General features: G+C 55.2%; 18 protein-coding genes. 5 read left to right on the top strand and 13 right to left on the bottom strand.

The features are described 5' to 3' along the window. Positions 1 to 107: 107 nt before the first annotated feature. Together RBH33_RS11510 and RBH33_RS11505 are read right to left on the bottom strand one after the other, a co-directional pair. Positions 108 to 1,283 (bottom strand): phosphoglycerate dehydrogenase, encoded by a 1,176-nt coding sequence (locus RBH33_RS11510; protein ID WP_306732355.1) that lies wholly within the window; start codon positions 1,281 to 1,283, stop codon positions 108 to 110. A gap of 60 nt (positions 1,284 to 1,343) precedes the next feature. Continuing rightward, complete coding sequence (locus RBH33_RS11505) at positions 1,344 to 2,459, bottom strand: phosphoserine transaminase (RefSeq protein WP_306732336.1); 1,116 nt, start codon at positions 2,457 to 2,459, stop codon at positions 1,344 to 1,346. Between the two features lie 361 nt (positions 2,460 to 2,820). Here RBH33_RS11505 and glk point away from each other — a divergent pair, with 361 nt between their 5' ends. Continuing rightward, a complete protein-coding gene (gene glk / locus RBH33_RS11500; RefSeq protein WP_306732335.1) occupies positions 2,821 to 3,810 on the top strand; it encodes a glucokinase in 990 nt (329 codons plus the stop codon). Positions 3,811 to 3,882: 72 nt separating this feature from the next. Here the strand turns inward: glk and RBH33_RS11495 are convergent, their stop codons facing one another. From RBH33_RS11495 to cueR, 6 genes are all read right to left on the bottom strand, one after another. Next, on the bottom strand, positions 3,883 to 4,896 hold the full coding sequence (locus RBH33_RS11495; RefSeq protein WP_306732334.1) for a LacI family DNA-binding transcriptional regulator: 1,014 nt from the start codon (positions 4,894 to 4,896) through the stop codon (positions 3,883 to 3,885). A gap of 17 nt (positions 4,897 to 4,913) precedes the next feature. After that, positions 4,914 to 5,768, bottom strand: coding sequence for a DUF4380 domain-containing protein (locus tag RBH33_RS11490; protein WP_306732333.1), 855 nt, complete (start codon positions 5,766 to 5,768; stop codon positions 4,914 to 4,916). A 124-nt stretch (positions 5,769 to 5,892) separates the two neighbouring features. After that, entirely contained in the window at positions 5,893 to 6,741 is an 849-nt protein-coding gene (gene trxA, locus RBH33_RS11485; protein ID WP_306732332.1) for a thioredoxin, read from the bottom strand. Between the two features lie 666 nt (positions 6,742 to 7,407). Then, positions 7,408 to 8,898, bottom strand: a complete 1,491-nt coding sequence (gene lysS, locus RBH33_RS11480; protein WP_306732331.1) for a lysine--tRNA ligase — start codon at positions 8,896 to 8,898, stop codon at positions 7,408 to 7,410. Between the two features lie 51 nt (positions 8,899 to 8,949). Continuing rightward, positions 8,950 to 10,045, bottom strand: a protein-coding gene (gene prfB / locus RBH33_RS11475) for a peptide chain release factor 2 (protein ID WP_306732330.1) whose coding sequence is annotated in 2 segments (ribosomal slippage) — positions 8,950 to 9,972 and positions 9,974 to 10,045 — 1,095 coding nt in all. Because the reading frame shifts where the segments join, the coding sequence is not laid out codon by codon here. A gap of 84 nt (positions 10,046 to 10,129) precedes the next feature. After that, on the bottom strand, positions 10,130 to 10,561 hold the full coding sequence (gene cueR / locus RBH33_RS11470; protein WP_306732329.1) for a Cu(I)-responsive transcriptional regulator: 432 nt from the start codon (positions 10,559 to 10,561) through the stop codon (positions 10,130 to 10,132). A gap of 332 nt (positions 10,562 to 10,893) precedes the next feature. On the opposite strand from cueR, the gene RBH33_RS11465 reads away from it, so the two are divergent. Next, positions 10,894 to 11,121 (top strand): 4-diphosphocytidyl-2C-methyl-D-erythritol kinase, encoded by a 228-nt coding sequence (locus tag RBH33_RS11465; RefSeq protein ID WP_306732328.1) that lies wholly within the window; start codon positions 10,894 to 10,896, stop codon positions 11,119 to 11,121. 41 nt (positions 11,122 to 11,162) lie between these two features. On the opposite strand, the gene RBH33_RS11460 is transcribed toward RBH33_RS11465, so the two are convergent. Beyond that, the gene (locus RBH33_RS11460; protein WP_306732327.1) at positions 11,163 to 11,417 is read right to left on the bottom strand and encodes a DUF4404 family protein; all 255 of its coding nucleotides are present in this window, start codon (positions 11,415 to 11,417) and stop codon (positions 11,163 to 11,165) included. Between the two features lie 172 nt (positions 11,418 to 11,589). Here RBH33_RS11460 and RBH33_RS11455 point away from each other — a divergent pair, with 172 nt between their 5' ends. Continuing rightward, complete coding sequence (locus tag RBH33_RS11455; RefSeq protein ID WP_306732326.1) at positions 11,590 to 12,027, top strand: GtrA family protein; 438 nt, start codon at positions 11,590 to 11,592, stop codon at positions 12,025 to 12,027. Here the strand turns inward: RBH33_RS11455 and RBH33_RS11450 are convergent. Then, on the bottom strand, positions 12,024 to 14,492 hold the full coding sequence (locus tag RBH33_RS11450; protein ID WP_306732325.1) for an ABC transporter permease: 2,469 nt from the start codon (positions 14,490 to 14,492) through the stop codon (positions 12,024 to 12,026). The two genes, RBH33_RS11455 and RBH33_RS11450, sit on opposite strands and share 4 nt — an antisense overlap. A 14-nt stretch (positions 14,493 to 14,506) precedes the next feature. Further along, positions 14,507 to 15,205, bottom strand: coding sequence for an ABC transporter ATP-binding protein (locus RBH33_RS11445; RefSeq protein ID WP_306732324.1), 699 nt, complete (start codon positions 15,203 to 15,205; stop codon positions 14,507 to 14,509). Between the two features lie 327 nt (positions 15,206 to 15,532). Here RBH33_RS11445 and RBH33_RS11440 point away from each other — a divergent pair, with 327 nt between their 5' ends. Next, a complete protein-coding gene (locus RBH33_RS11440) occupies positions 15,533 to 16,591 on the top strand; it encodes a LacI family DNA-binding transcriptional regulator (protein WP_306732323.1) in 1,059 nt (352 codons plus the stop codon). A gap of 6 nt (positions 16,592 to 16,597) precedes the next feature. Here the strand turns inward: RBH33_RS11440 and RBH33_RS11435 are convergent, their stop codons facing one another. Together RBH33_RS11435 and RBH33_RS11430 are read right to left on the bottom strand one after the other, a co-directional pair. Next, positions 16,598 to 18,301: an alpha-amylase family glycosyl hydrolase gene (locus RBH33_RS11435; protein WP_306732322.1), complete on the bottom strand. Its 1,704-nt coding sequence runs from the start codon at positions 18,299 to 18,301 to the stop codon at positions 16,598 to 16,600. A gap of 6 nt (positions 18,302 to 18,307) precedes the next feature. Continuing rightward, on the bottom strand, positions 18,308 to 19,888 hold the full coding sequence (locus tag RBH33_RS11430; protein ID WP_306732321.1) for an MFS transporter: 1,581 nt from the start codon (positions 19,886 to 19,888) through the stop codon (positions 18,308 to 18,310). A 285-nt stretch (positions 19,889 to 20,173) separates the two neighbouring features. On the opposite strand from RBH33_RS11430, the gene RBH33_RS11425 reads away from it, so the two are divergent. Then, positions 20,174 to 21,805, top strand: coding sequence for an alpha-glucosidase family protein (locus RBH33_RS11425; RefSeq protein ID WP_306732320.1), 1,632 nt, complete (start codon positions 20,174 to 20,176; stop codon positions 21,803 to 21,805). Positions 21,806 to 21,810 lie beyond the last annotated feature (5 nt).

Below are 21,810 nucleotides of genomic sequence, written 5' to 3'. Positions count from 1 at the left end.
AAAGCGGAAGCTGGAAGGCAAAGCGGCAAGGGTTTACCGCTACGATGGCAAGGCAAATAGAAAGGGAGAAGGGCCGCGGCAAGCGCCCTTCCCGTCTCCCTTTGCTCTTAAACTACCCGTACTGAGATTACATGCTCGACAGACTGGATCGCTGACAGAACCGCCTCCGAGGGCGGAACCTCTACATCAATGATGTTGTAGGCAATTTCACCGCGGCTTTTATTGACCATATCAATAACGTTCACTTTTTGATCGGCCAGAACCGAGAGTACATGGCCCAAAACGCCGGAGACGTTATCGTTGCAGAAGGTGATGCGCGCTCCCCGGTTGCCGTTGCGCTCCATGCTGACGGCCGGAAAGTTGACCGAGTTCTTCACGTTGCCGTTTTCCAGGTAGTCCATCAACTGGTCGGCGACCATCACCGCGCAGTTCTCTTCCGCCTCCAGAGTGCTGGCACCGATGTGCGGCATGGCGTACACATCCGATCGGTTGAGCAAGCAAGGCTCGGGAAAGTCGCAGATGTAGCGGCCCAGTTGGCCCTTGTCCAGACTCTCCACCACGGCGTGAGCGTCCACGATGGACTCACGAGCAAAGTTAAGCAGCACAGCACCGGTTTTTACGCCTTTGAGCGAGTCGCTGTTGATCATATGGCGAGTGGGTTCAATGGCCGGAACGTGAATGCTGATGTAGTCCGCGCGTGCCAGCAAAGCCTGCAGGTTTTCCATGCGGCCCACTTGGCTGGGCAAGCGCCAGGCCGCTTCAACAGACAGCGCTGGGTCAAACCCGACCACGTTCATACCCAGTGACAGAGCCATTTCCGCCACCAGTGAGCCGATAGCCCCCAGCCCTACTACGCCCAGGGTTTTACCCTGAAGTTCGCTGCCGGCGAATTTGGACTTTTGTTTCTCCAGCAGTTTACCCATGGCGTCGGCGTCGTCCATGTCCGTTAGAGTCTGTACATACTCCATGCCCGGCAAAATGCCCCGGCTACCCAGCAGCATGCCGGCCAGCACCAGCTCTTTCACCGCATTGGCGTTGGCGCCGGGAGCGTTAAACACGACCACGCCTTTTTTGGTGTACTCGTCTACAGGTACGTTGTTTACACCGGCACCGGCACGGGCTACGACGCATACCGATTCCGGCAGCGGCTCGCCGTGCAGCTTGTGGCTACGCAGAATGTAGGCGTCCGGTTGATTGATGTCGCTGGCGACTTCGTACTTATCACGGCCGAAGCGGTTCAGGCCTTTCACAGAAATTTGATTGTAGGTTTTTACTTTAAACATCTTGGAGTCCTTGCGTTCGTTGCGCCAGCCCGCCTTCAGTGAAGGCGAGCTATTCATTCATCACTCAGCGGTTTGCTCATAGGCCCAGGTCAGCCAGGGCACAAGGGCTTCCAGATCGGCCGCCTCAACGGTGGCACCGCACCAAATGCGCAGGCCCGGCGGTGCGTCCCGATAGGCGCCGATATCGTAGGCTACGCCTTCTTTATCCAGCAACTTGACCATGGCCTTCACCTGATCCGGGCTCGCCTTTAGGGTAAAGCACACGCTGGTGTTGGAGCGGGTCTCGGCGGTCTGAGGCAAAAATTCGATCCAGTCGTTTTCGTCGACGAATTTCTCCAGTACCGCCAGATTGGCTTCGGAGCGTGCGATAGCGGCATCCACACCGCCAATGGAGTCGATCCACTGCAGGGCGTCCAGATAGTCCGCCACACACAACATGGACGGAGTATTAATGGTTTCACCACGGAAAATGCCTTCAATTAGCTCGCCGCCCTTGGTCATACGGAACAGCTTCGGAAGCGGCCAAGGCGGCGTGTAGGATTCCAGGCGCTCTACCGCGCGCGGGCCCAGGATCAGCATGCCGTGGGCACCTTCACCGCCCAGGACTTTCTGCCAGCTGAACGTAACCACATCCAGCTTTTCCCAGGGCAGCTCCATGGCAAACACCGCGGAGGTGGCGTCGCAAATGGTCAAACCGGTGCGGTCATCGGCTATCCAGTCACCGTTGGGGACTTTTACGCCGGAGGTGGTGCCGTTCCAGGTAAACACCACGTCGTGGTCAAAATTAACTTTGCTCAGATCCGGCAGCAGGCCGTAGTCCGCTTCCAGAGCGGTGACGTCTTTCAATTTGAGCTGCTTGGTCACATCGGTCAGCCAGCCTTTACCGAAGGACTCCCATTGCAGTATGTCCACCGGGCGCTGGCCCAGCATGGACCATAGGGCCATTTCCACGGCGCCGGTATCCGAACCAGGCACGACACCAACGCGGTAACCTTCCGGCAGCTTGAGCAGGCGCGCGGTCTCGGAACAGGCGCGCCCAAGTGCGTCTTTGCCCACAGCGGAGCGGTGAGAGCGCCCCAGGGTGGCAATATCCAGCTGGCCCAGATCGTAACCGGGGCGCTTGCTGCAGGGACCGGAGGAGAAATTTGGATTACGGGGTTTGACCTGTGGTTGCATGGATTCCTCTGCTTTTGGAGACGTTAGGGGCGTACGCCTGGATACCGTATGCCGGTGGTTTAATCGCGGGCAGATTATGCCAGTAATGGCTTCGAACCACTAGCAGTGCGCTTCCAAGCACGAGCTGTATGCCGAAACCAACCGAAGAAACGAAAAAAGCCCTTCACACAGTGAAGGGCAAGAGGGAGACCTCGATGCATCAACCAGACATCGAGGGTGAGAGATCATTCCAGGAGCACTAAACTACCCCACAAAGCTGAAATAGTAAGGTTTATTGACAGCGCTGTCAATAGATTTTAAACTCCAACCTCAAGATTTAGGGGCGCGAAGCTCTCCTCACTTAAACGACACAAGGATTCCCATGAGCTCTATATTGGTTGCGGACATTGGCGGTACAAACGCGCGCTTTGGTTTGGTGGATATTGCCGGGACCAAACAGCCCAACCCCGACTACACAGCACAGTCACAAATAACGCTGCGGTGCGCCAACTACCCCACCATCGCCCAAATGATTCGGGCTTACGGTGAAGAGATCGGCACTCCCCTACCCGCGTTCGCCTGCCTGGCGATTGCTGGCCCCATCCAAAAAGGCCGCGTACGCATGACCAACCTCCAATGGGAATTTGGCATTGCCGAGTTGCAAAAAGAACTGGGGATGGATGCGCTGGATGTCATCAACGATTTCGCCGCCCTGGCCTACGCTATGCCGCACTTGACCGGCACTGAGCTGCATCAGTTTCACGCCGCTGAGGCGGACCCGGAAGCGCCCAAGCTGGCCTTAGGGCCCGGCACCGGGTTTGGCATGGCCGGTCTGGTACCCTGCGCCGGGCGCTGGAAAATCGTTGCCACCGAGGGCGGCCACACCAACTTTGCGCCCGGCACTCTCGAGGAAGTCGAGATTCTGAAATACCTGCTGGAGCGTCAGCCCCATGTGTCCGTGGAAAACCTGATTTCGGGCAATGGCTTGGTCACTTTGTACAAAGCACTGGCGGGCGTTTCCGGCCAAAAGGCCGAAGACTACAGCCCGGCCGATGTAAACCAGCACGGCCAGGCAGGCACGGACCCCTTGTGCCGCTCGGCGCTGGATACCTTTTGTGGGATTCTGGGTAGCGTGGCCGGCGATAAAGCCCTGTCTACCGGCGCGCGTGGCGGGGTTTATGTGGGCGGCGGCATTGTGCCCCGGTTGGTGAATTACATTCCGCAAACCACATTTTTGCAGCGCTACACAAACAAAGGGCCCATGACCGGTTATGTGCAGGGGATTCCTTTGAATGCGATCATCAAGGACACGGCCGCACTGGTAGGAACAGCGGCTTGGTTGTTGGACACGGTTCCCGCTCTGGCAGACTAACTCAGAGTTTTTAGTCGCATAAAAAAAGCGCCCTTGAGGCGCTTTTTTTGACCTTCTTAAAATGCTGCCCCTTTATTTCGGCGCCGGCCCTGTGGAGTCACGAAGAATTAAGCTCGAATCGAGATTGGACTGAGCTTGCACCTGCTTGCCCTGCACTTGGGTGAGAAGCAGCTCAGCAGCCATCTTGGCCATAGCCTGGATCGGCTGGCGCACGGTGGAAAGTGAAGGCCAAATTTGATGTGCCACGGGCGTATCGTCAAAACCGGCCACGGACACTTCGGCGGGAACATTCAACCCCATGCGGTGGGCGACCATCATGGCCCCCGCCGCCATATCATCGTTAGCGGCAAAAATGGCGGTGGGGCGCGGCGTCAAGGCGAGCAGTTTTTGAGCCGCCAGCTCTCCGGATTCGAAAGAGTTGTAACCTTGCTCCACCAAGTCCTCTACAACCTCAAGCCCTTGGTCCCGCAGAGCGTCACCATAACCTTCATAGCGGCAGGCAACCGCCCGGTGATCCGGGTGCCCGCTGATAAACCCTATGCGGCTGTGGCCCAAAGAGAGCAGTTGCTGGGTCATTTGGTAAGCGGCGTTTCGGTCGTTGGTTTCTACGTAGGGAGACAGGTGTTTATCGACCGTAGGAGCCAGACGTACAAAAGGCGTCCCGCTGGCGCTGAGCACCTCCAACACGGCAGCCATGTCGGACAAAGGTGGAGTCAGAATCAAACCATCAACCCGAGGCTGTCGAAGCAGATCAGCGACTTCCTCAGCCACATCCGGGTCGCGATGATTGCAGGGGTGAATCAGCAGGTCATAACCTTGCGCACGACTGGCCGCGAGCACACCATCCTGAACATCAATAACGTAGTTGGCGCTGGGGTTATCGTACAAAAGCCCAATAACGTAGGAGCGGTTGCCCGCTAAGCTGCGGGCGGAAAGGTTGGGACGGTAATCCAGTTCCGCCACGGCGCGCAGTACTTTATCGCGCGTGGAGGGGCGAACATTGGGCTCGTTGTTGACCACCCGTGACACGGTTTTTATGGACACGCCTGCCCGTTCCGCCACATGATCAATGGTTGCTTTGCCCACCGACGCACTCCCAACCGTTAAGGGGTTATTCCCAACAACTCGCGAATCCAGGCCACCAGCGCTTCATCACCGACCTCGGCGCTGATGTTTTCAGGCACCGAGCGCACATACCAGCGTACTTGCCAATCCAACACTTCTCCCGGAGCCAGTTGCGTTAGCGGCCCCTGCTGTTCAATTTCAATGTAGGTTTTGGCCGCGTTGGTGTATATCTCAATCTCCCCTTCTCCCGGCGCGTTCAGCTCGGCGGGCACATCGGGAAATTGCTTGATCAGGGCGACGCCCTCGTTGATGTAGGCAAGCCACCCTTCGGCCCCGTCGGTCATCAGCTTGTGGTCGCCGTCGATTCGCTCGGGCTCATAAAGATACCAAGTAATACCGTGGGAGCTTTGCGTCGGTAAGGGTTTAAATTGGCCGCTGATCGCCTTGGTGTCACCGGTAGGGAATAGCGCTAGGCCACTAGGCGGAACGCGGGTGATTTCCCAGGCCGCCACTGTGCGCTTCTCGCGGCTGCGATTATGGATCTGGTAGTCGATTACCAAGGCATCGGCATGGGTATCAAAACCGTAGGTTTTAACAAACTGGTAACCCGTCTCCGGTGCCACCCCACTGATGAGAGTCAGTGCATCGCCACTTAACTCCACTTCATACGGTTTGTGATCAAGCACCGGCTCGGGCGGCCAGCCCCAATCGCTTTGTGGGCTAGGCCACAGAACGTTGCCCCAATTAAGCCCTTCGTTACGATCGGTTTCCAGCAACACTTCCTGGCCCCGGTACTGAACCGATCCAATACGCCCACCCACCTCCGGCACAATCTCTAAGTCCAGATGACCGTGGCGAAGCCGATACTGATTTCCGTCGGATTGAATGGACATGGTGGTGCTTTCCTGTTGGAGCGGTTTCTGTTTTTCCCCCTGGGGTGCACATGCCACTAGGCACGTTACCGTCATCAGAACAATAAGCGGGGTCTGAGGAATGTTCATAGGTATTGGCGTATGCTCAATACAGCAGTGTGAATAATTTACGCTGATATTCCGCCGCCAAAGGATCCCCTTTGCCGAGGCTGGCCACTATGTCCATCAAGGCTTTTTTGCTTTGTCCCTCGGCGTGGTTCAGGTCTTTCTGCAGTATACCCATCAACAGCTCTAACGCTTGGCGATGATAGCCTTCCTGGTTCAGTTGCAATGCCAGTTTGTGGGCCAGTTCCAAATTGTCCGGATCCTGCTCCAGTTGTTTTTCGAGGGCTTCAATTTCTGGGGTTTTGGCGGCTTGTTTTTTCAGTTCCAGTTGCGCCAGTACTTGCTGGTACAGCGCGTCCTGATCCGCGAGTTTGATGGCGCCCAGTATTGGCTCAGCCTCTTCCACACGATTGAGTTCTATCAGAGCCTGAGCCAGTAGACAGCCAATTGCGGGAGTTTGCGCGGACTCCTCGTAAGCCTGACGCAATAGCGGCAAGGCGCCGGCAAAGTCTTGTTCCGCCATCAGAGCCTGCGCCTGGGCAAGGGTTTGTTCCCAAGCTTTCGGTAGGTATTTTTCCAATAGTTGACGGATTTGCGGCTCTGGTTGTGCGCCGGTAAAGCCGTCCAGAGGTTGGCCGTCTTTTATCAGCATGACGGTGGGCAGGCTGCGCACGCCAAATTGGCCTGCTAGTGGCTGCTGTTCGTCGGCGTTGATACGCGCGAGTAAAAATTGACCCTGAAACTCCGCTGCCAGTTTTTCCAAAATGGGCATGAGCGTTTTACAGGGGCCACACCAGTCAGCCCAGAAATCCACCACTACTAAGCGCTGGAAGGATTCGTCGATAATCATTTGCTGGGCGTTGTCCAAAGTGACATCAACGCTGTGCATGGGCAAGTTCTCCTCGTTGCCGTTGTGAGTAATTCGTTCCCGCCTGACCGTCGCTCCCACCTTGATAGAACGTGCTGGCGTTACCCGCATTACTAATCATTCTACCCCGTCATTCCCGCGAATGCTTACTGCTGTATGGAAAACAATAATCGAGCTGCCCTCTTCGTAAGCAAGCCCTCGGGCCGCGCAGGGTAAGTGTTCAGCAAACGTCGTAAACCCATCCATGGGGACTGCCTCAAAAGGTCCCTCTTTTGAGGCTTGCTGAACACTCACCCTGCACCCCCCGCCTTAGAATCACGCTACGGAGTTCTTTTCCTTCAACCACCCACCCAGTGTCGTCATTCCCGCGAAAGCGGGAATCCAAGGTAAGAATGCCTTAGTTGCGGCAACCGAGGTGATTCGCAGGAGGCTTTTCGAAACTCTCACAAGAGGGATCTTGCGGCCGGCGCTCCGGTGGGAGAGCCCCCATGGACGACTCGCAGGGAAGCGAGGAGTGTCCCGAAGCGCCGGGAGCGCGTAGGGACCTGGTTTACGGCGTTTTCGAAAAGCCTCCTGCGAAGCGCCTGGGATGGACCTTACGAAGTTCATCACCTACAACTACGTTCTGAGTTCGGGCCCCGCCTTCGCGGGGATGACGAGTCTTGAGGGCCTTATGTGGACCCCTACTTACTGTACTTCCGGCCGCATGTGCGGGAACAGTAGCACGTCACGAATGGAAGGCGCATCGGCCAACAGCATCACTAGCCGGTCGATGCCAATGCCCTCTCCCGCTGTGGGCGGCAAGCCGTATTCCAGTGCGCGTATGTAGTCTGCATCATAATGCATGGCTTCGTTGTCGCCGGCTTCTTTTTCCGCCACTTGTTCACGGAAGCGCTCTGCTTGGTCTTCCGCATCGTTGAGCTCGGAAAAGCCATTGGCGATTTCGCGGCCGCCGACGAAAAACTCGAAGCGTTCGGTCACTTCCGGGTTGCTGTCGCTGCGACGCGCCAGGGGCGAGACCTCTGTTGGGTATTCGGTAATGAACGTAGGCTGTTCCAGGCGCGCTTCCACCGTGGCTTCAAACAGTTCGATCTGTATTTTACCGACGCCCCAAGATTCTTTGACGGGAATGTTCATTTTCTCCGCCACTTTGCGTATGGATGCCAGATCGCTGATCTCACCCGCACTCAACTCCGGGTTGTATTCCAGAATTGCGTCGAACACGGACAGGCGACGGAAAGGCGCGCCGAAGTCGAATTCGGCACCCTGGTATTGAATCGTCGTGGTGCCTTTTACGGTTTGGCACAAGTCGCGCAGCATGCCTTCGGTCAGGTTCATCAGGTCCTGGTAATCAGCATAGGCCTGGTACCACTCCAGCATGGTGAACTCGGGGTTATGCCGAGTGGAGAGGCCTTCATTGCGGAAGTTGCGGTTGATTTCGTAGACCCGCTCAAAGCCGCCGACTACCAGGCGCTTGAGGTACAGCTCCGGCGCTATGCGCAGGTACATGTCGATGTCCAGGGCGTTGTGGTGGGTCACAAACGGGCGCGCCGTGGCGCCGCCGGGAATCACCTGCAGCATGGGTGTTTCCACTTCCATGAAGTCGCGGTTGTTTAAATACTGACGAATAAAGTCGATGCAGCGCGAGCGCAGGCGAAAGGTATCGCGTACCTCAGGATTTACAATCAAATCCACATAGCGCTGGCGGTAGCGTTGCTCTTGATCATTCAAGCCGTGGTATTTTTCTGGCAGCGGGCGCAAGGATTTGGTGAGCAACTGGTAGTGCTCCATTTTTACGTACAGGTCACCACGACCGGATTTATGCAGAGCTCCTTTGGCACCGACGATATCACCTACGTCCCACTGCCCCCAGGTGTCTTTAATAATTTTTTGGGTGTCTTTATCGGCGTACAGTTGAACGGTGCCGCTGACATCCTGCAACACCATAAACGGGCCTCGCTTGGCCATGATTCGACCGGCCACGCTGACTTTGTGATCCAGCGCTTCCAGCTCTTCCTTGGTTTTTTCACCGTGATCTTTTTGCAACACCTCGCAACTGTGCTCGCGGCGAAAATCGTTGGGGAAGGCATTGCCGTTTTCGCGAATGGCGGTCAACTTGCCGCGACGTTCGGCAATGAGTTTGTTCTCGTCCTGCTGGGCGTTCTGGTCGTTGCTCATGATCTCGGTTACCGGGTCAGGGTGTGGAAAACTACTGTAAATTAAGCGGCGTTACAGCCCCGCTTTCAGGCTGGCGACAATGAAAGGGTCCAAGGCGCCATCCAGCACTGGCTGGCAATTGCTGGTTTGCACGCCGGTGCGCAGGTCCTTGATGCGTTGGTCGTCCAGCACATAAGAGCGAATCTGACTGCCCCAGCCGATGTCGGCTTTGTTGTCTTCCATGGCCTGTTTTTCGGCGTTGCGTTTGAGCATTTCCTGCTCATACATCTTGGCGCGCAGCATGTTCATGGCGCGGTCGCGGTTCTGGTGTTGGGAGCGTTCACTCTGACAGCTCACCACAATCCCGGTGGGCACGTGGGTAATCCGCACGGCCGAGTCGGTCTTGTTGACGTGCTGACCGCCGGCGCCGCTGGCGCGGTAGGTGTCGGTGCGCAGATCGCCAGGGTTGATGTCGATGTCGATGTTTTCGTCCACTTCGGGAGCCACAAAGACTGAGCAGAAAGAGGTGTGACGGCGATTACCGGAGTCAAACGGAGATTTACGCACCAATCGGTGTACGCCAGTTTCCGTGCGCAACCAGCCAAAGGCGTATTCGCCCTCAAAGCGAATGGTCGCGCTTTTGATACCAGCAACGTCGCCTGGGGAGGCCTCTTCAAGGGTGGTTTTAAACCCCTTACTTTCACCCCAGCGCAGGTACATGCGCAGAACCATCTCCGCCCAGTCCTGGGCTTCGGTGCCGCCGGAGCCGGATTGGATATCCAGAAAAGCGTTGTTGGGGTCCATTTCGCCGGAGAACATGCGGCGGAATTCGAGGGTTTGCAGTTGACCGTCCAGGCGTTCGATTTCCGTGGCCACATCCGCCACGCTTTCCTCATCGCCCTCTTCGTTGGCCATGTCGAGCAATTCGCGGCAGTCGCTAACGCCGCTTTCCAGCTCATCGATGGTATTTACCACCATTTCCAAGGAGGCGCGTTCACGGCCCAGGGCTTGGGCGCGTTCGGGGTCTTCCCAGACGGAGGGTTCACCCAGCTCCAGTTCGACTTCGGTCAGACGCTCTTTCTTCTGAACGTAGTCAAAGATACCCCCTGAGCACCTGAGTACGCTCGGCTAAATCTTTGAGGCTATTCAACAGCGGATTAATTTCCATACTCACCCTTGGCCCGAGCGGGCCAGACAATTTACGAAGGCGCGCATTCTACCTCAGAAGCACCCTGAGCGGGAACCGATCCGCTCAGGGTTTGGTGTCCACCAGAGTGAAGCTCATGCCCGGTGCAGCGGCCTGTGCCAAGTCATCGATAATGGCGCATTCGGACTGCTGATCTCCCGGGCAACGCTGAGCCATGTCCAGCAAGGTGTCACGCATGCTGGTCAGGTTTTGCAGTTGCTCTTCCAGCTGCTCCACGTGGGACATGACCAGCGCTTTTACCTGGGCGCTCTGACGGCTCGGATCCCGGTACAAATCCAGCAACTCACGGCACTGCGCCAGACTAAACCCCACTTGGCGGGCGCGGCGCAAAAATCGCAACTGGCCCACATCTACGTCGCTGTAGTCACGGTAGTCGTTATCCTGCTGTCGCTTGGGAACAATCAGATCAACCGACTCATAGTATCGAATGGTTTTGCTGGGAAGCCCGCTCAGTGCGGACGCCTGTCCGATGTTCATGACCTGGCTCCTAAAATGGCAACTCTATTTAACGTTAAAGCTTACAGTAACTGTAAGGTCAAGGGGAGATAAACCCTACAAACGGCGTCCAAACCATCGAAATATAGATTGGCCCACAACACGAACAAAACTTCTTTTTAGTATATTTATCATATAGTTAAAAGATCTACTTGACAAACGTAATTAATAATACACAATAACTAACAGGCAACGCCCTACCCCCTGTTGCGGGCCATAGCGAACCATTGCCTGAAAAGTCGTAATAAGAACGGCGCGAAAGCGGCACACAAGCGCAAAAGATAAGCTGAACAGCAAAAGCTAGGGACCGTGACATGGAATATCTGACGATGACCCACCCGCAGTGGCAAACCATGTGGGACGAGCTCGCCAAAGACAAGCGTAACCAGGGAGACGCCGTGTGCGCCTACGCCGGTCACGCTTGGGAGTATATGGGCTCAACGACTGACCACCACCACTTCCGCCACGCCTGCCATCCCGGCACGGAAAAAGCCGAATACGCCTATATAGAGCGAGCCTGGGCCTGCGTCGCCTGGGCTTGAGGTAAGCTGCTGGCGGGCTCAGGAGCCCGCCGGAGGATGGGTTAAATACCCATATTTTTGAGGGTTTCCACCAGTTGCCGCATCACGATAGCGGTTTTGGGATGATCCACCGCCATCTCTTCCACCAATCTCTCCAACGTTTCCAGCGGTACGGGGTCCGGCTCATCCTCTGATCCGGCTGGATGTACATGCCGCTCCAGGTCGGCAAGCAGCTGCGCCTGCTGTGGGCTGACCTGATCGTCCCCATAAATATCGTGCAACTCGGAAATTAGATTCTGTATTTTTTCTTGTGGCATATGAAAAACCTCGCCTGTTACTCGGATGAATCATGAATTGCTGTTATCTTAAGGGCACCCTGACCTAAAGCATAGCACTGCAAGGAAACCACGGCGAAAATGCGCCGTTTTCTTGGCTGCGCATTACACGAACAATAAACCGCTGGCCAAACGCAGATCCAAGGAGTGAGGCATGGAGTTTTCGCGACGTGTCGCTTTCGTACAAAAGCGCCCCCCAGAGGCTGTATGCTTTCTGCTGGTTGGCGGCCTAGCCACCAGCATTCAATACACGCTATTGATAAGTCTGGTGGAGTTGTCGTTACTGGCGCCCGTGGCGGCCTCGCTCACCGGGTACATGACAGCGGCGCTGATCAACTACCTGCTTAATTACTATTTCACGTTTAGCAGCAGCGCCGATCACCGGGTCGCCATGGTGCGGTTTCTTGCTGTGGTCGGTGTTGGCCTCAGTGCCAACGGCGGCATCATGTACTTGGGTACTGAAGTTCTGCAGCTGCACTATTTAGCGGTGCAGCTAAGCGCAACTCTGGTGATCCTGATGTGGAACTTCCTGGCCCACAAGCTCTGGACCTACCAAAGCGAGCCAGTGACGGTCAGCGCCGAAGACGCCTAACCGGCTTCTCGCAACACCACCGCCGGCGGTGTGGTGACGACTCCACGGCAACTGATCGCACCCAGTGTCCCCACGCACACAGCGCCCAAAATCGGCCCGAGCACCCAGAACGTCGGGTGCGCACGCACTGGAATATCCAGCACCCAATACTGCAGATTCCACAGCAGGATTTCCGCCCCAATAACGCCGACCAGCCCTGCCAGAAAGCCAAGTATGGAAAACTCGGCCCAGATGCTGCCTATAACCAAACGGCGGGGGCTGCCCAGAGCGCGCAGTAATCCCGCTTCTCGTTTGCGCCCATCAATGCTGCTGGTCACGGCCGCAAACAGCACTAAACCGCCGCCCAACAGCGTCAACCAGAGCACCAATTGCACACCCTGGCTGACCTGATCCACGATGGAGCGGATTTGCTCGAAAACGCGATCCAGCTCAATCACCAGAATATTGGGGTAAGCCCGCAGCAACTCGTTAATGAGGGGTTTCTTGTCGTTGGGTAAATAGGCACTGGTGATGTAAGTCGCGGAAAAATCATCCAGAGCACCCGGCTCGAAGATAAAAAAGAAATTGGGATTCATGGACTGCCAATCAAGGCTTCGCAGGCTGGCCACTTCCACCTCAATGGGCAAACCACCCAGCGAGAACTCCAGTCGGGTACCGACGGAAAGCCCCAGCTGTTCAGCCAAACCCTCTTCCACCGAAACCCCAGGCAGCCCTGTCTCGGAGGACCACTCATCCCACCAGGCCCCGGCCTGAATCTCATTGTCGTCGCCCAGGGTGTCCGTCCAGGTCAGGTTGGCTTCCCGGTTCATACCCAGGCTGCGGTCCCGCTCCTCGCCATTAATGTGCGTCAGTCGCCCGAGTACCATTGGGTACAGAGGCTCCCGATCCACACCCTCCTGATCCAGGAAACTCTGCACGGCTTCCACGTTCTGCGGAGCAATATTGACCAGGAAGTGATTGGGCGCGTTCTCTGGCAGCTGCATACGCCAGTCTTCGATAAGCGAGGTACGCACCGCCGTCAGCGTCAACAGCAACATGATGGCGATAGAGAAAATCACCATTTGCACCAAACTCTGGCCGCGTTGACGCTGTAAGTTGGCGACCGCTAGGCGCCAGATGCTGCCGGCGTTAGTGCTCAGGCGCCGACTGAACTTGAGCAGTACAAAGCCGATGCCTGCCGACATGACCAGAATACCGGTCAGCGCTGCCATAACGCTCAAGGACAACCCAAGCTGACGGCTAAAGAGCGATACCAGCAAAAAGATGGCCGCGAGGGCCAGGACCACCTGAATCCACAGTTGAGTTTGGTTCACGGCCAACTCACGCCGCAGGATTTTTAACGGCGGCACCTGAGGCAGAAACCACAGGGCGGGCAAGGCAAAGAACATCAGGCACACCAGCCCGCTAAAAAAGCTCAATACGTAGGCGTAAATGGCCGGTGCAGCCAAGGCGACGTTAAAGAAAGATTGCAGGCTGCTGGCCACGCCGCGCTGAATACCTTCGCCGAGTACCAGCCCCACCAGGGAGGCGAGTGTGGCCAGGATCAGCAACTGCCCGGCGTAGAGCTGGCGAATGCGCCCTGCCCCTGCACCCAAGCTTTTCATCAACGCGACCTGATCCACGTGGCGGGCGGCGAATTGGCGCGCGGCCAAGCCAATGGCGACACCAGCCAGCAGGACACCCACTACCGCCGCCAACAATAAAAACCGTTCACCGGTTTCCAGCGTTTGCGCCAACTGGCGCTGAGAGGAATCGATATCGCGGATGCGATCATGGTCCGTGAGCCGCTCCTGAAGCCATTCGCGAAAGGCTGCCAAGTTGCCGGAGTCGTCCGAGGCCACCAACCACTGGTAATCGATCCGGCTGCCAGGCTGCACCACCTGGGTTTGCTCCAGGTCGGCCAAATTCATCAACACCCGGGCACCGGTCATGGCAAAACCACTCTCCCCCGGCTGACGCACTAAAATCCGGGTTGTGGTCAGGGTATGCTCCCCGACTTCGATGTCGTCCCCTAACTCGATGTTTAATAGGGGCAAAAGTCGGCCGTCCACCCAAACCTCTCCTGCGGGTGGTATGGAATCCGCCCGAACAGGCGGTTGCTGGGAATAGGCTTCGTGGCTGGTCTCCACGTAACCTCTCAGTGGATAGCCTTCAGCCACCGCGCGGATGGATGCCAGATGAAGCTCATCGCCGGAGAACACCATGGAGGAGAACTCCACCACCCGGGTTTGCTCTATTCCCCGGTTCTCGGCTTCTTCACTCCAGGCTTGTCTATGAGGCTGGGTGCCGCTGACAATTAGATCAGCGCCCAAAAAGGCATTGCTTTGCTGAACCAGGGTGGTATCGAGCCGATCCGCGAAAATCGCGATACCGCTGACCACCGCCACCGCCAGAACCAGTGCTACCGCCAGTAACTTAACTTCCCCACTGCGCCAATTGCGCCACAACAATCTCAGTGCCAACATTGAATCCATTTACCTCATAGCGCCGGAGACAGCTCGGCTTCGGGTTCCGCCAGGGCTCCGGCAACCAGCTCCACTCGGCGCTGGCAGCGTAGCGCCAGGCGCTCTTCGTGAGTAATCAGCACCAGGGTTGTGCCCTGCTCACGGTTTAATTCAAACAGTAAATCAATTACATGGGCGCCGGTATGCATATCGAGATTGCCGGTGGGCTCGTCCGCGAACAGAACTCGGGGTTCGCTGGCAAAGGCGCGGGCAATAGCCACTCGTTGCTGCTCCCCACCAGACAATTGTTGCGGGTAATGGCTCAAACGCTCGCTCAGCCCCACACGTGCCAGAAAATCGCTGGCTTTTTGTCGAGCATCTCCAGCGCCGTGCAACTCCAGGGGCAGCATTACGTTTTCAAGCGCGGTGAGTCCGGGCAGTAACTGAAAAGATTGAAACACAAAGCCGACATGATCAGCGCGCACCTTAGCCCGCCCTTCTTCATCCATCGCGGTGAGCTTGTGCCCGGCTAGAATCACCTCCCCAGAACTGGGCAGATCCAACCCGGCAAGGATTCCCAGCAAAGTGGATTTACCAGAACCCGACGGGCCGGTGATCGCTAAACTGTCGCCAGAACTAACACTGAGGGACACCTCGTGCAAAATAGATAGGGTTCCCTCGGCGCTGGCAACGTCCTTGCGGACAGCACGGGCCTCGACCACGGCTTGTGACATGTGTGACTCCTTTGAATTCAAGATGCACTGGCATCCTCAGGGGAAAGGGAAATGCTGTCAAAAGCATTGACAATTCTTTACTGTGTCCACATTCGGAAAATTCTTATAACCATCGCATCAGTTATCCGAGCGCTGGGCACGGATTGTATCCCAAAGGCAGGCAAAAACCTGTTTGCGGCAAGGAAATGAGCGCCAAAGGGAATAACGGTCTATAATTGACATCGATTTATACCCGCTTAATAATTGGCTGGCATTACGTCCATCGCAGGAGGCACGTGGTACACAGATAACAATAGAGCCAAGTCACTTGGCCCAAGAGGTTTCAGCATGAAAGAGAGCAGACCCACCTCGTTCGATATTGCCTATCGAGCAGGCGTTTCGCAATCGACTGTGTCCCGAGCACTACGCAACAGCCCACTGGTCAGCGAGGAGACTCGTTGCAAGATCCAGGAGATCGCGCTGGAACTGAACTACAAAGTCGACAAAAATGCCCGCAACCTGCGCGCGCGGAGCACCTGCACTATCGCGCTTCTATTGTGCGAAGATCACGGCACTGCCAATTCAGTCATTAATCCGTTTTTTCTGTCAATGCTAGGCAGCATCACCCGTGCTTGTGCCAATCAGGGTTACGACCTCCTGGTCTCGTTTCAACAAGCAAGTGAAGACTGGAACTCCGACTATGTTGATGCCAACCGAGCGGACGGCATCATTTTTCTCGGGTATGGCGACTACGTAACCTACGTTGAAAAGCTCAACCGGCTGACTGACGCTGGCGCTCAATACATTACCTGGGGGCCGGTGCTTCCTGGACAACCGGGCTTTTCAATCGGCTGCGACAATTTCAACAGCGCCTGCAAAGCCACCAAACACTTGATTAAGTTGGGCTATAGCAACATCGCCTTTATCGGAGACATCTCGGAGCACAGCCCGGAATTCAGTGCTCGCTACGAAGGCTACTGCAAGGCACTTAGGGCTGCAGGCATCGACGTTAACCCGCAGTTACAGGTAACCGCAGAAACTTTTGAAGACTCGGGTTATCAGGCGATAAAAATTCTGCAGGAGCGCGGAGTTGAGTATGACGCGGTGTTTGGTGCGAGTGATTTGATTGCTATCGGCTGCATGATGGCATTGGAGGAATTTGGCTATATCATTCCAGACGACATTGCCGTGATGGGCTTCGACGACATTCCCATGTCTGCCTATACCCACCCGCCCTTATCCACCGTACGCCAGGACACAAACAAAGCTGGAGAACTGCTGGTAGAGAACCTGTTGCAACTGGTCTCCGGGGAAGTGATTGAGTCAAAACTATTGCCTGCCGAGCTGATCGTGCGCGGCTCTTGCGGCGCCAAAAAAGGCGGCCGCAAGCAGAACCCCGCCGCTTAATCGCAGTTAACGAGGGCTAGCGGGAATTCGCAATGCTTCCAGTCGTTCGGCCAGCTCAGGGTTGTTAACCGGGCTATCAAAGGTTAATACGCGTACACCGTGGGCCGGCACTTCAAGTACAACAGTGGGGTCGGCGCGATCAACGTTGACCACAGCATTGCCTCCTAATTCTTCCCAGCGCCCACTGCTAATGAGTTCTTCAGCTCTCACCTCAGTAGGTTGGTCGCCCTTATTCAGCAACACCAACGCAGTCTCGGTAACGCCATCGACCTGATAGACGCGCAAAAACGACGCCGTATCACCGGCAAACTCTAAATTCACCTGTAAACCTTTTTGCAAGGCAATGGACTGCTGGCGAATGTGGGCGATATGGCGCAGCGCCTCCGCAATGGGATGCCCGTCCGCACGCGCAATGTTCTCTTCCCCGTAATAGTTTCTATTACCGTAATGTTCGGCTAAGCCTGACTGAAAGCCAATTTCAGAACCGTAATACACGACGGGAATACCGCGAGAGGTAAAGAGCCAGTTATTGGCGCTCATGTAACCACCCGTATCGGCGTTCAAACGACTCATATCGTGGTTATCGTAAAAAATCGCCAATTCGTATGGGTTTCGGTAAGGGCTGTTTTCCAGGTGCAGATAACCCAAAATCTCGGAGAAATCGCTGCCTGGGTTTTCAAAGACCTGGGTCATGTGCTGGCGACCGGGAAAGTCGATCACACTCACACCGCCGTTTTCCGGGTAAGTGTGTTCAGCAATTTCGGCCGCCTCAAAACTCCAACTCTCTCCAAACATAAAGAAGTCTGGATGCTCAGCGCGAATACGCCCGACAAACTCTTTCCAGAAGTGATGCGGTTGATGCTTGATGGTGTCGATGCGAAACGCTGCCGCGCCCTGGTCGATCCACTGCAAGTAGGCATTGACAAAGTAGTCCATTACTTCGGGGTTATCCGGGTCTAGGTTGGCCAGCTCGGCAATATCTTGCTCGGGCAGGAACCAACGCTGCAAAGGGTTATTGTCTGGGTCCAGATCATGGGGGTGAACATTGCCGTGATCAGCCAACAGCTCCCCATCGGGGCCGTATATCTGACCAAAGTTGCCGTGCGGCTCGGGCATGCCCCACGCGGGAGAACCGTGGTTGGCAACAATATCGAGCACCAGTTTCAAGCCATAATCCTCGTCCAAGGCTTGGGTAAGATCGGCGAATGTCAGATCATCTGATTCCAGGTGCTGATCGACCTTATAAAAGTTAACGCCCCAGTAGCCGTGATACCCGGTTTTCCCGCCATCACCACTGCCACCATAGGTGACTTTGTCACCACCACTGAAGGCTGCATTGGGGTTATCGACGATGGGCGTGACCCAAACCGACGTAAAACCCAAATCACGAATGTACTGGGCGTTATTAAGCAGGCCTTTAAAATCGCCCCCCATGTAGCCTATAAAGGCCTCTTTACCGTCCGGTCCCTCAAGGCGCCCTTCCCAACTGGGGTAAGCTCCGCCCTGATCCTCAAAATTGTTACTCGAATCCCCATCCACGAAACGGTCAGTCATTACGAAATAGATCGCTTCGCGAGCCCACGGCTCGCGCGTACCGTAATACTCCGCATCAGGGCTAACCGCTGCAGACTCTGTGCTGCGTTCGTTGGCGCAGCCGGTAACCATCACCGCTGTCAGTGGCAACAACGCAATACTTTTCCAAAGATTCATAATCGCTTACCTCACAGGAACGCTGCTGCGCCCTTCGCCGTCTGCTAAACCTAATGTACCTTCATCTTCAATAGAAGCTTCCGCACCCTCGTCTTCGACAAATTGGGTAGCAGCCGCTGCAAGAAAGAAACACACTCCCGCGAGCACCAGCACGTATATGGCCTGGCCACCAAAAAGATCGCGCACCAGCATCCCCAGAATACTCACGGCCAGAATCTGCGGAATCACGATAAAAAAGTTAAATATCCCCATAAATATACCCAACTTGTGGGCCGGCAGAGAGCAGGAAAGGATGGCGTAAGGCATCGACAGGATAGAGGCCCAGGCAATACCAACACCGACCATCGACAGCATGAGCCAAGCGGGGTCACGGATCAGTAAAAGCGAGATCATACCCAAGCCACCCATAGTCAAATTGACCATGTGGGTGTGTTTACGGGAGATCAGTTTAGCAACCACCGGGATTAGGAAGGCGGCCATCGCGGCGAAGATGTTGTAGGACGCAAAGAGTACGCCTACCCAGTCAGCACCTTCGTTATAAGCCAAAGAGGCCGTATCGCTGGTGCCGTAATGGTAACTCGTGATCGCCGGAGTGGCGTATATCCATAGGCAAAACAGACCAAACCACGAGAAAAACTGTACCACCGCCAGCTGCTTCATGGTCTTGGGCATGTGAAAAAAGTCATGCGTAAAATGATAAAAACCATTGTTTACCTTGCCGTTGCCTAGCATGTAAGCGCTGATCAACTGCAAGATGCCGAACACGCACACGCCGCCGGCAATAATCTGTAGCCGCCAGTCCAACTCAAAGCCTGCAATAACCGCCACCATAACCACACCGACGGCAAACCAAAGCTTGCCACCGCGAGCGTACTGGCTATGGGTTCGATTCTCCGCGAGAATTTCTACGGTGCGGCTTTTCTTCAGACTATCGTCGTAAGCGGCGAATGCCTGAATCTGCTCAGGGCTGTATTCTTTTGTGGTCATTACCGTCCAGAGCACAGCGAAAAAGAACACCCCAGCGCCCACATAGAACGCATACATGACCGAAGGCGGAATCACCCCCGCCGCCGCCGTATTGGCGACATCAAACCAGTTAGTCAGCATCCACGGCAAAGCTGAAGCCACCACCGAACCGATACCAATAAAGAAGCTTTGCATGGCGAAGCCTGCTGTGCGCTGCTTCTCCGGCAGCATGTCGCCGACAAACGCCCGAAATGGCTCCATTGACACATTAATGGACGCATCGAGAATCCAGAGCATCCCCGCCGCAACCCACAGGTAAGGCGAATGCGGCATAACGATCAACGCCAGGCTGGCTGCAATAGCGCCGTACAGAAAATAAGGCCGGCGACGGCCCAGGCCAGTCCAGGTTCGATCGCTAAAGTAGCCAATAATCGGTTGGACGATCAGTCCCGTCATTGGGGCCGCTAACCACAGGATGGGAAGTGTATCCACATCTGCGCCGAGGGTTTGAAATATTCGGCTGACATTCGAGTTCTGCAAGGCGAAGCCAAACTGGATGCCGAGAAAGCCAAAACTCATGTTCCAGATTTGCCAGAAGCTGAGCTGGGGTTTTTTTATCATGGTCAGGTACTGCCTGTTCAGCGGATGTAATGATTATTAACGACTAACAATAGTAGTCCAGCCCCCGTCGCACAAGGCATTGCATACGTATTCAGACATTTTTTCTCCCGCTCAGCCTGATGCATACGTATGCATCGGCGTTTTGGCAATGCATACGTATGCAGTCTATTGCGATGAGAGAAGTGCCAGGCGTATGTTAGATCAACAGTTAATTTATACAGGCTTCGGTATACCCAGGGACGAGGCAGCCTGAACAACAAACAATCACAATAGGTTTTCAGTACTATGCAAACTAACCCTTGGTGGCGCGGCGCCGTTATCTATCAGGTCTATCCCCGCAGTCTGATGGACAGCAACGGCGATGGCATCGGTGACTTGCCGGGCATTATCAGCAAGCTAGACTACATCGCCAGCCTGGGTGTTGATGCCGTATGGATCTCACCGTTTTTCAAGTCTCCGATGAAAGACTTTGGATACGACATCAGCGACTATCGCGACATCGATCCGATTTTCGGCACGCTTGACGACTTTGATCGCCTGATCGCTGAAGCACACGATCGCGATATTCGAATTATTATAGACCAGGTATTAAGCCATACCTCGGACCAGCATCCCTGGTTTGAACAGAGCCGTCAGTGTCGCAAGAATGACAAAGCAGATTGGTATGTCTGGGCCGATCCGGCGGAGGACGGCACCCCACCCAATAACTGGCTTTCCATCTTCGGCGGTGTTGCCTGGGAGTGGGAGCCGCGTCGTTGCCAATATTATTTGCACAATTTCTTAAAGAGTCAGCCTGACCTTAACTTCCATAACCCAGAAGTTCAAAACGAAATCCTGTCCGAGGTTGAATTTTGGCTCAAAAGAGGCGTGGACGGTTTCCGCTTGGACGCAATCAACTTTTGTTTTCACGATCAACAGTTGCGCAACAACCCCTCAAAACCAGAAGCTGAGCGCAAGGGTCGGGGTTTTACTACTGACAACCCTTACGCCTACCAACGCCACCTTTATGACAATACCCGGCCGGAAAACCTCAGCTTCCTGAAACGCTTGCGCCAGCTGATTGATAAGCACCCAGGGGTGGTAACTCTGGGCGAAATATCCTCTGAAGATTCTCTCAAAACCATGGCCGATTACACCGCTGGCAACGAACGCCTGCACATGGCTTACAGTTTTGAGTTATTGGCAGAAGATCTCTGCCCGCAGTACGTGCGCAACACGGTCTCGACTCTTGAATCAGGTCTCGGTGAGGGTTGGCCCTGCTGGGCAATCGGAAACCACGATGTGGTTCGAGTGATGAGTCGTTGGGGTAACACGCCCTATAACCCCGAACAGGCAAAAATGCTCAATGCGCTACAACTTTCACTGCGCGGTAGTGTATGCACCTACCAAGGTGAAGAACTTGGTTTGACCGAGGCCGAAATTCTTCAAGATCAACTTCAAGATCCTTACGGCATTGCCTTTTGGCCGCGGTTTAAAGGCCGGGACGGTTGCCGAACTCCAATGCCGTGGAAAAAATCTGCGCCACAAGCTGGATTTAGCGAAGCAGTTCACACTTGGCTGCCGATACCAGCGACACATAGAGCACTGGCCGTTGACCAGCAAGCTGAAAAACATGATTCAATACTGAATCACTACCGGTGCTTTGTTCGATGGCGCAAACAACAACCCGGACTGATTTTTGGTGACATAGATTTTGTGCACGCGGATAACAACATTCTTGTGTTTACGCGCACAACCGAGCACCAGAAATTATTGGTTGCGTTTAATTTTAGTCAAGAACCCGGGGCATATGACACGAACGATCAGCCAATTAAGCAGTTGCTGGACGGTCATGGCCTGGTACCGGGACAGTGGGATGGAAAGACCGTCACGCTTCCCGGATACGGTGCAGCATTTGCCCTGCTCCACTCACGTTAACCCAA

Source organism: Marinimicrobium hydrolyticum, assembly GCF_030848505.1.
Taxonomy (GTDB): domain Bacteria; phylum Pseudomonadota; class Gammaproteobacteria; order Pseudomonadales; family Cellvibrionaceae; genus JAVDDU01.
Note: the sequence above shows the minus strand (reverse complement) of the source record. Positions and strands in the feature narration are given on the sequence as shown.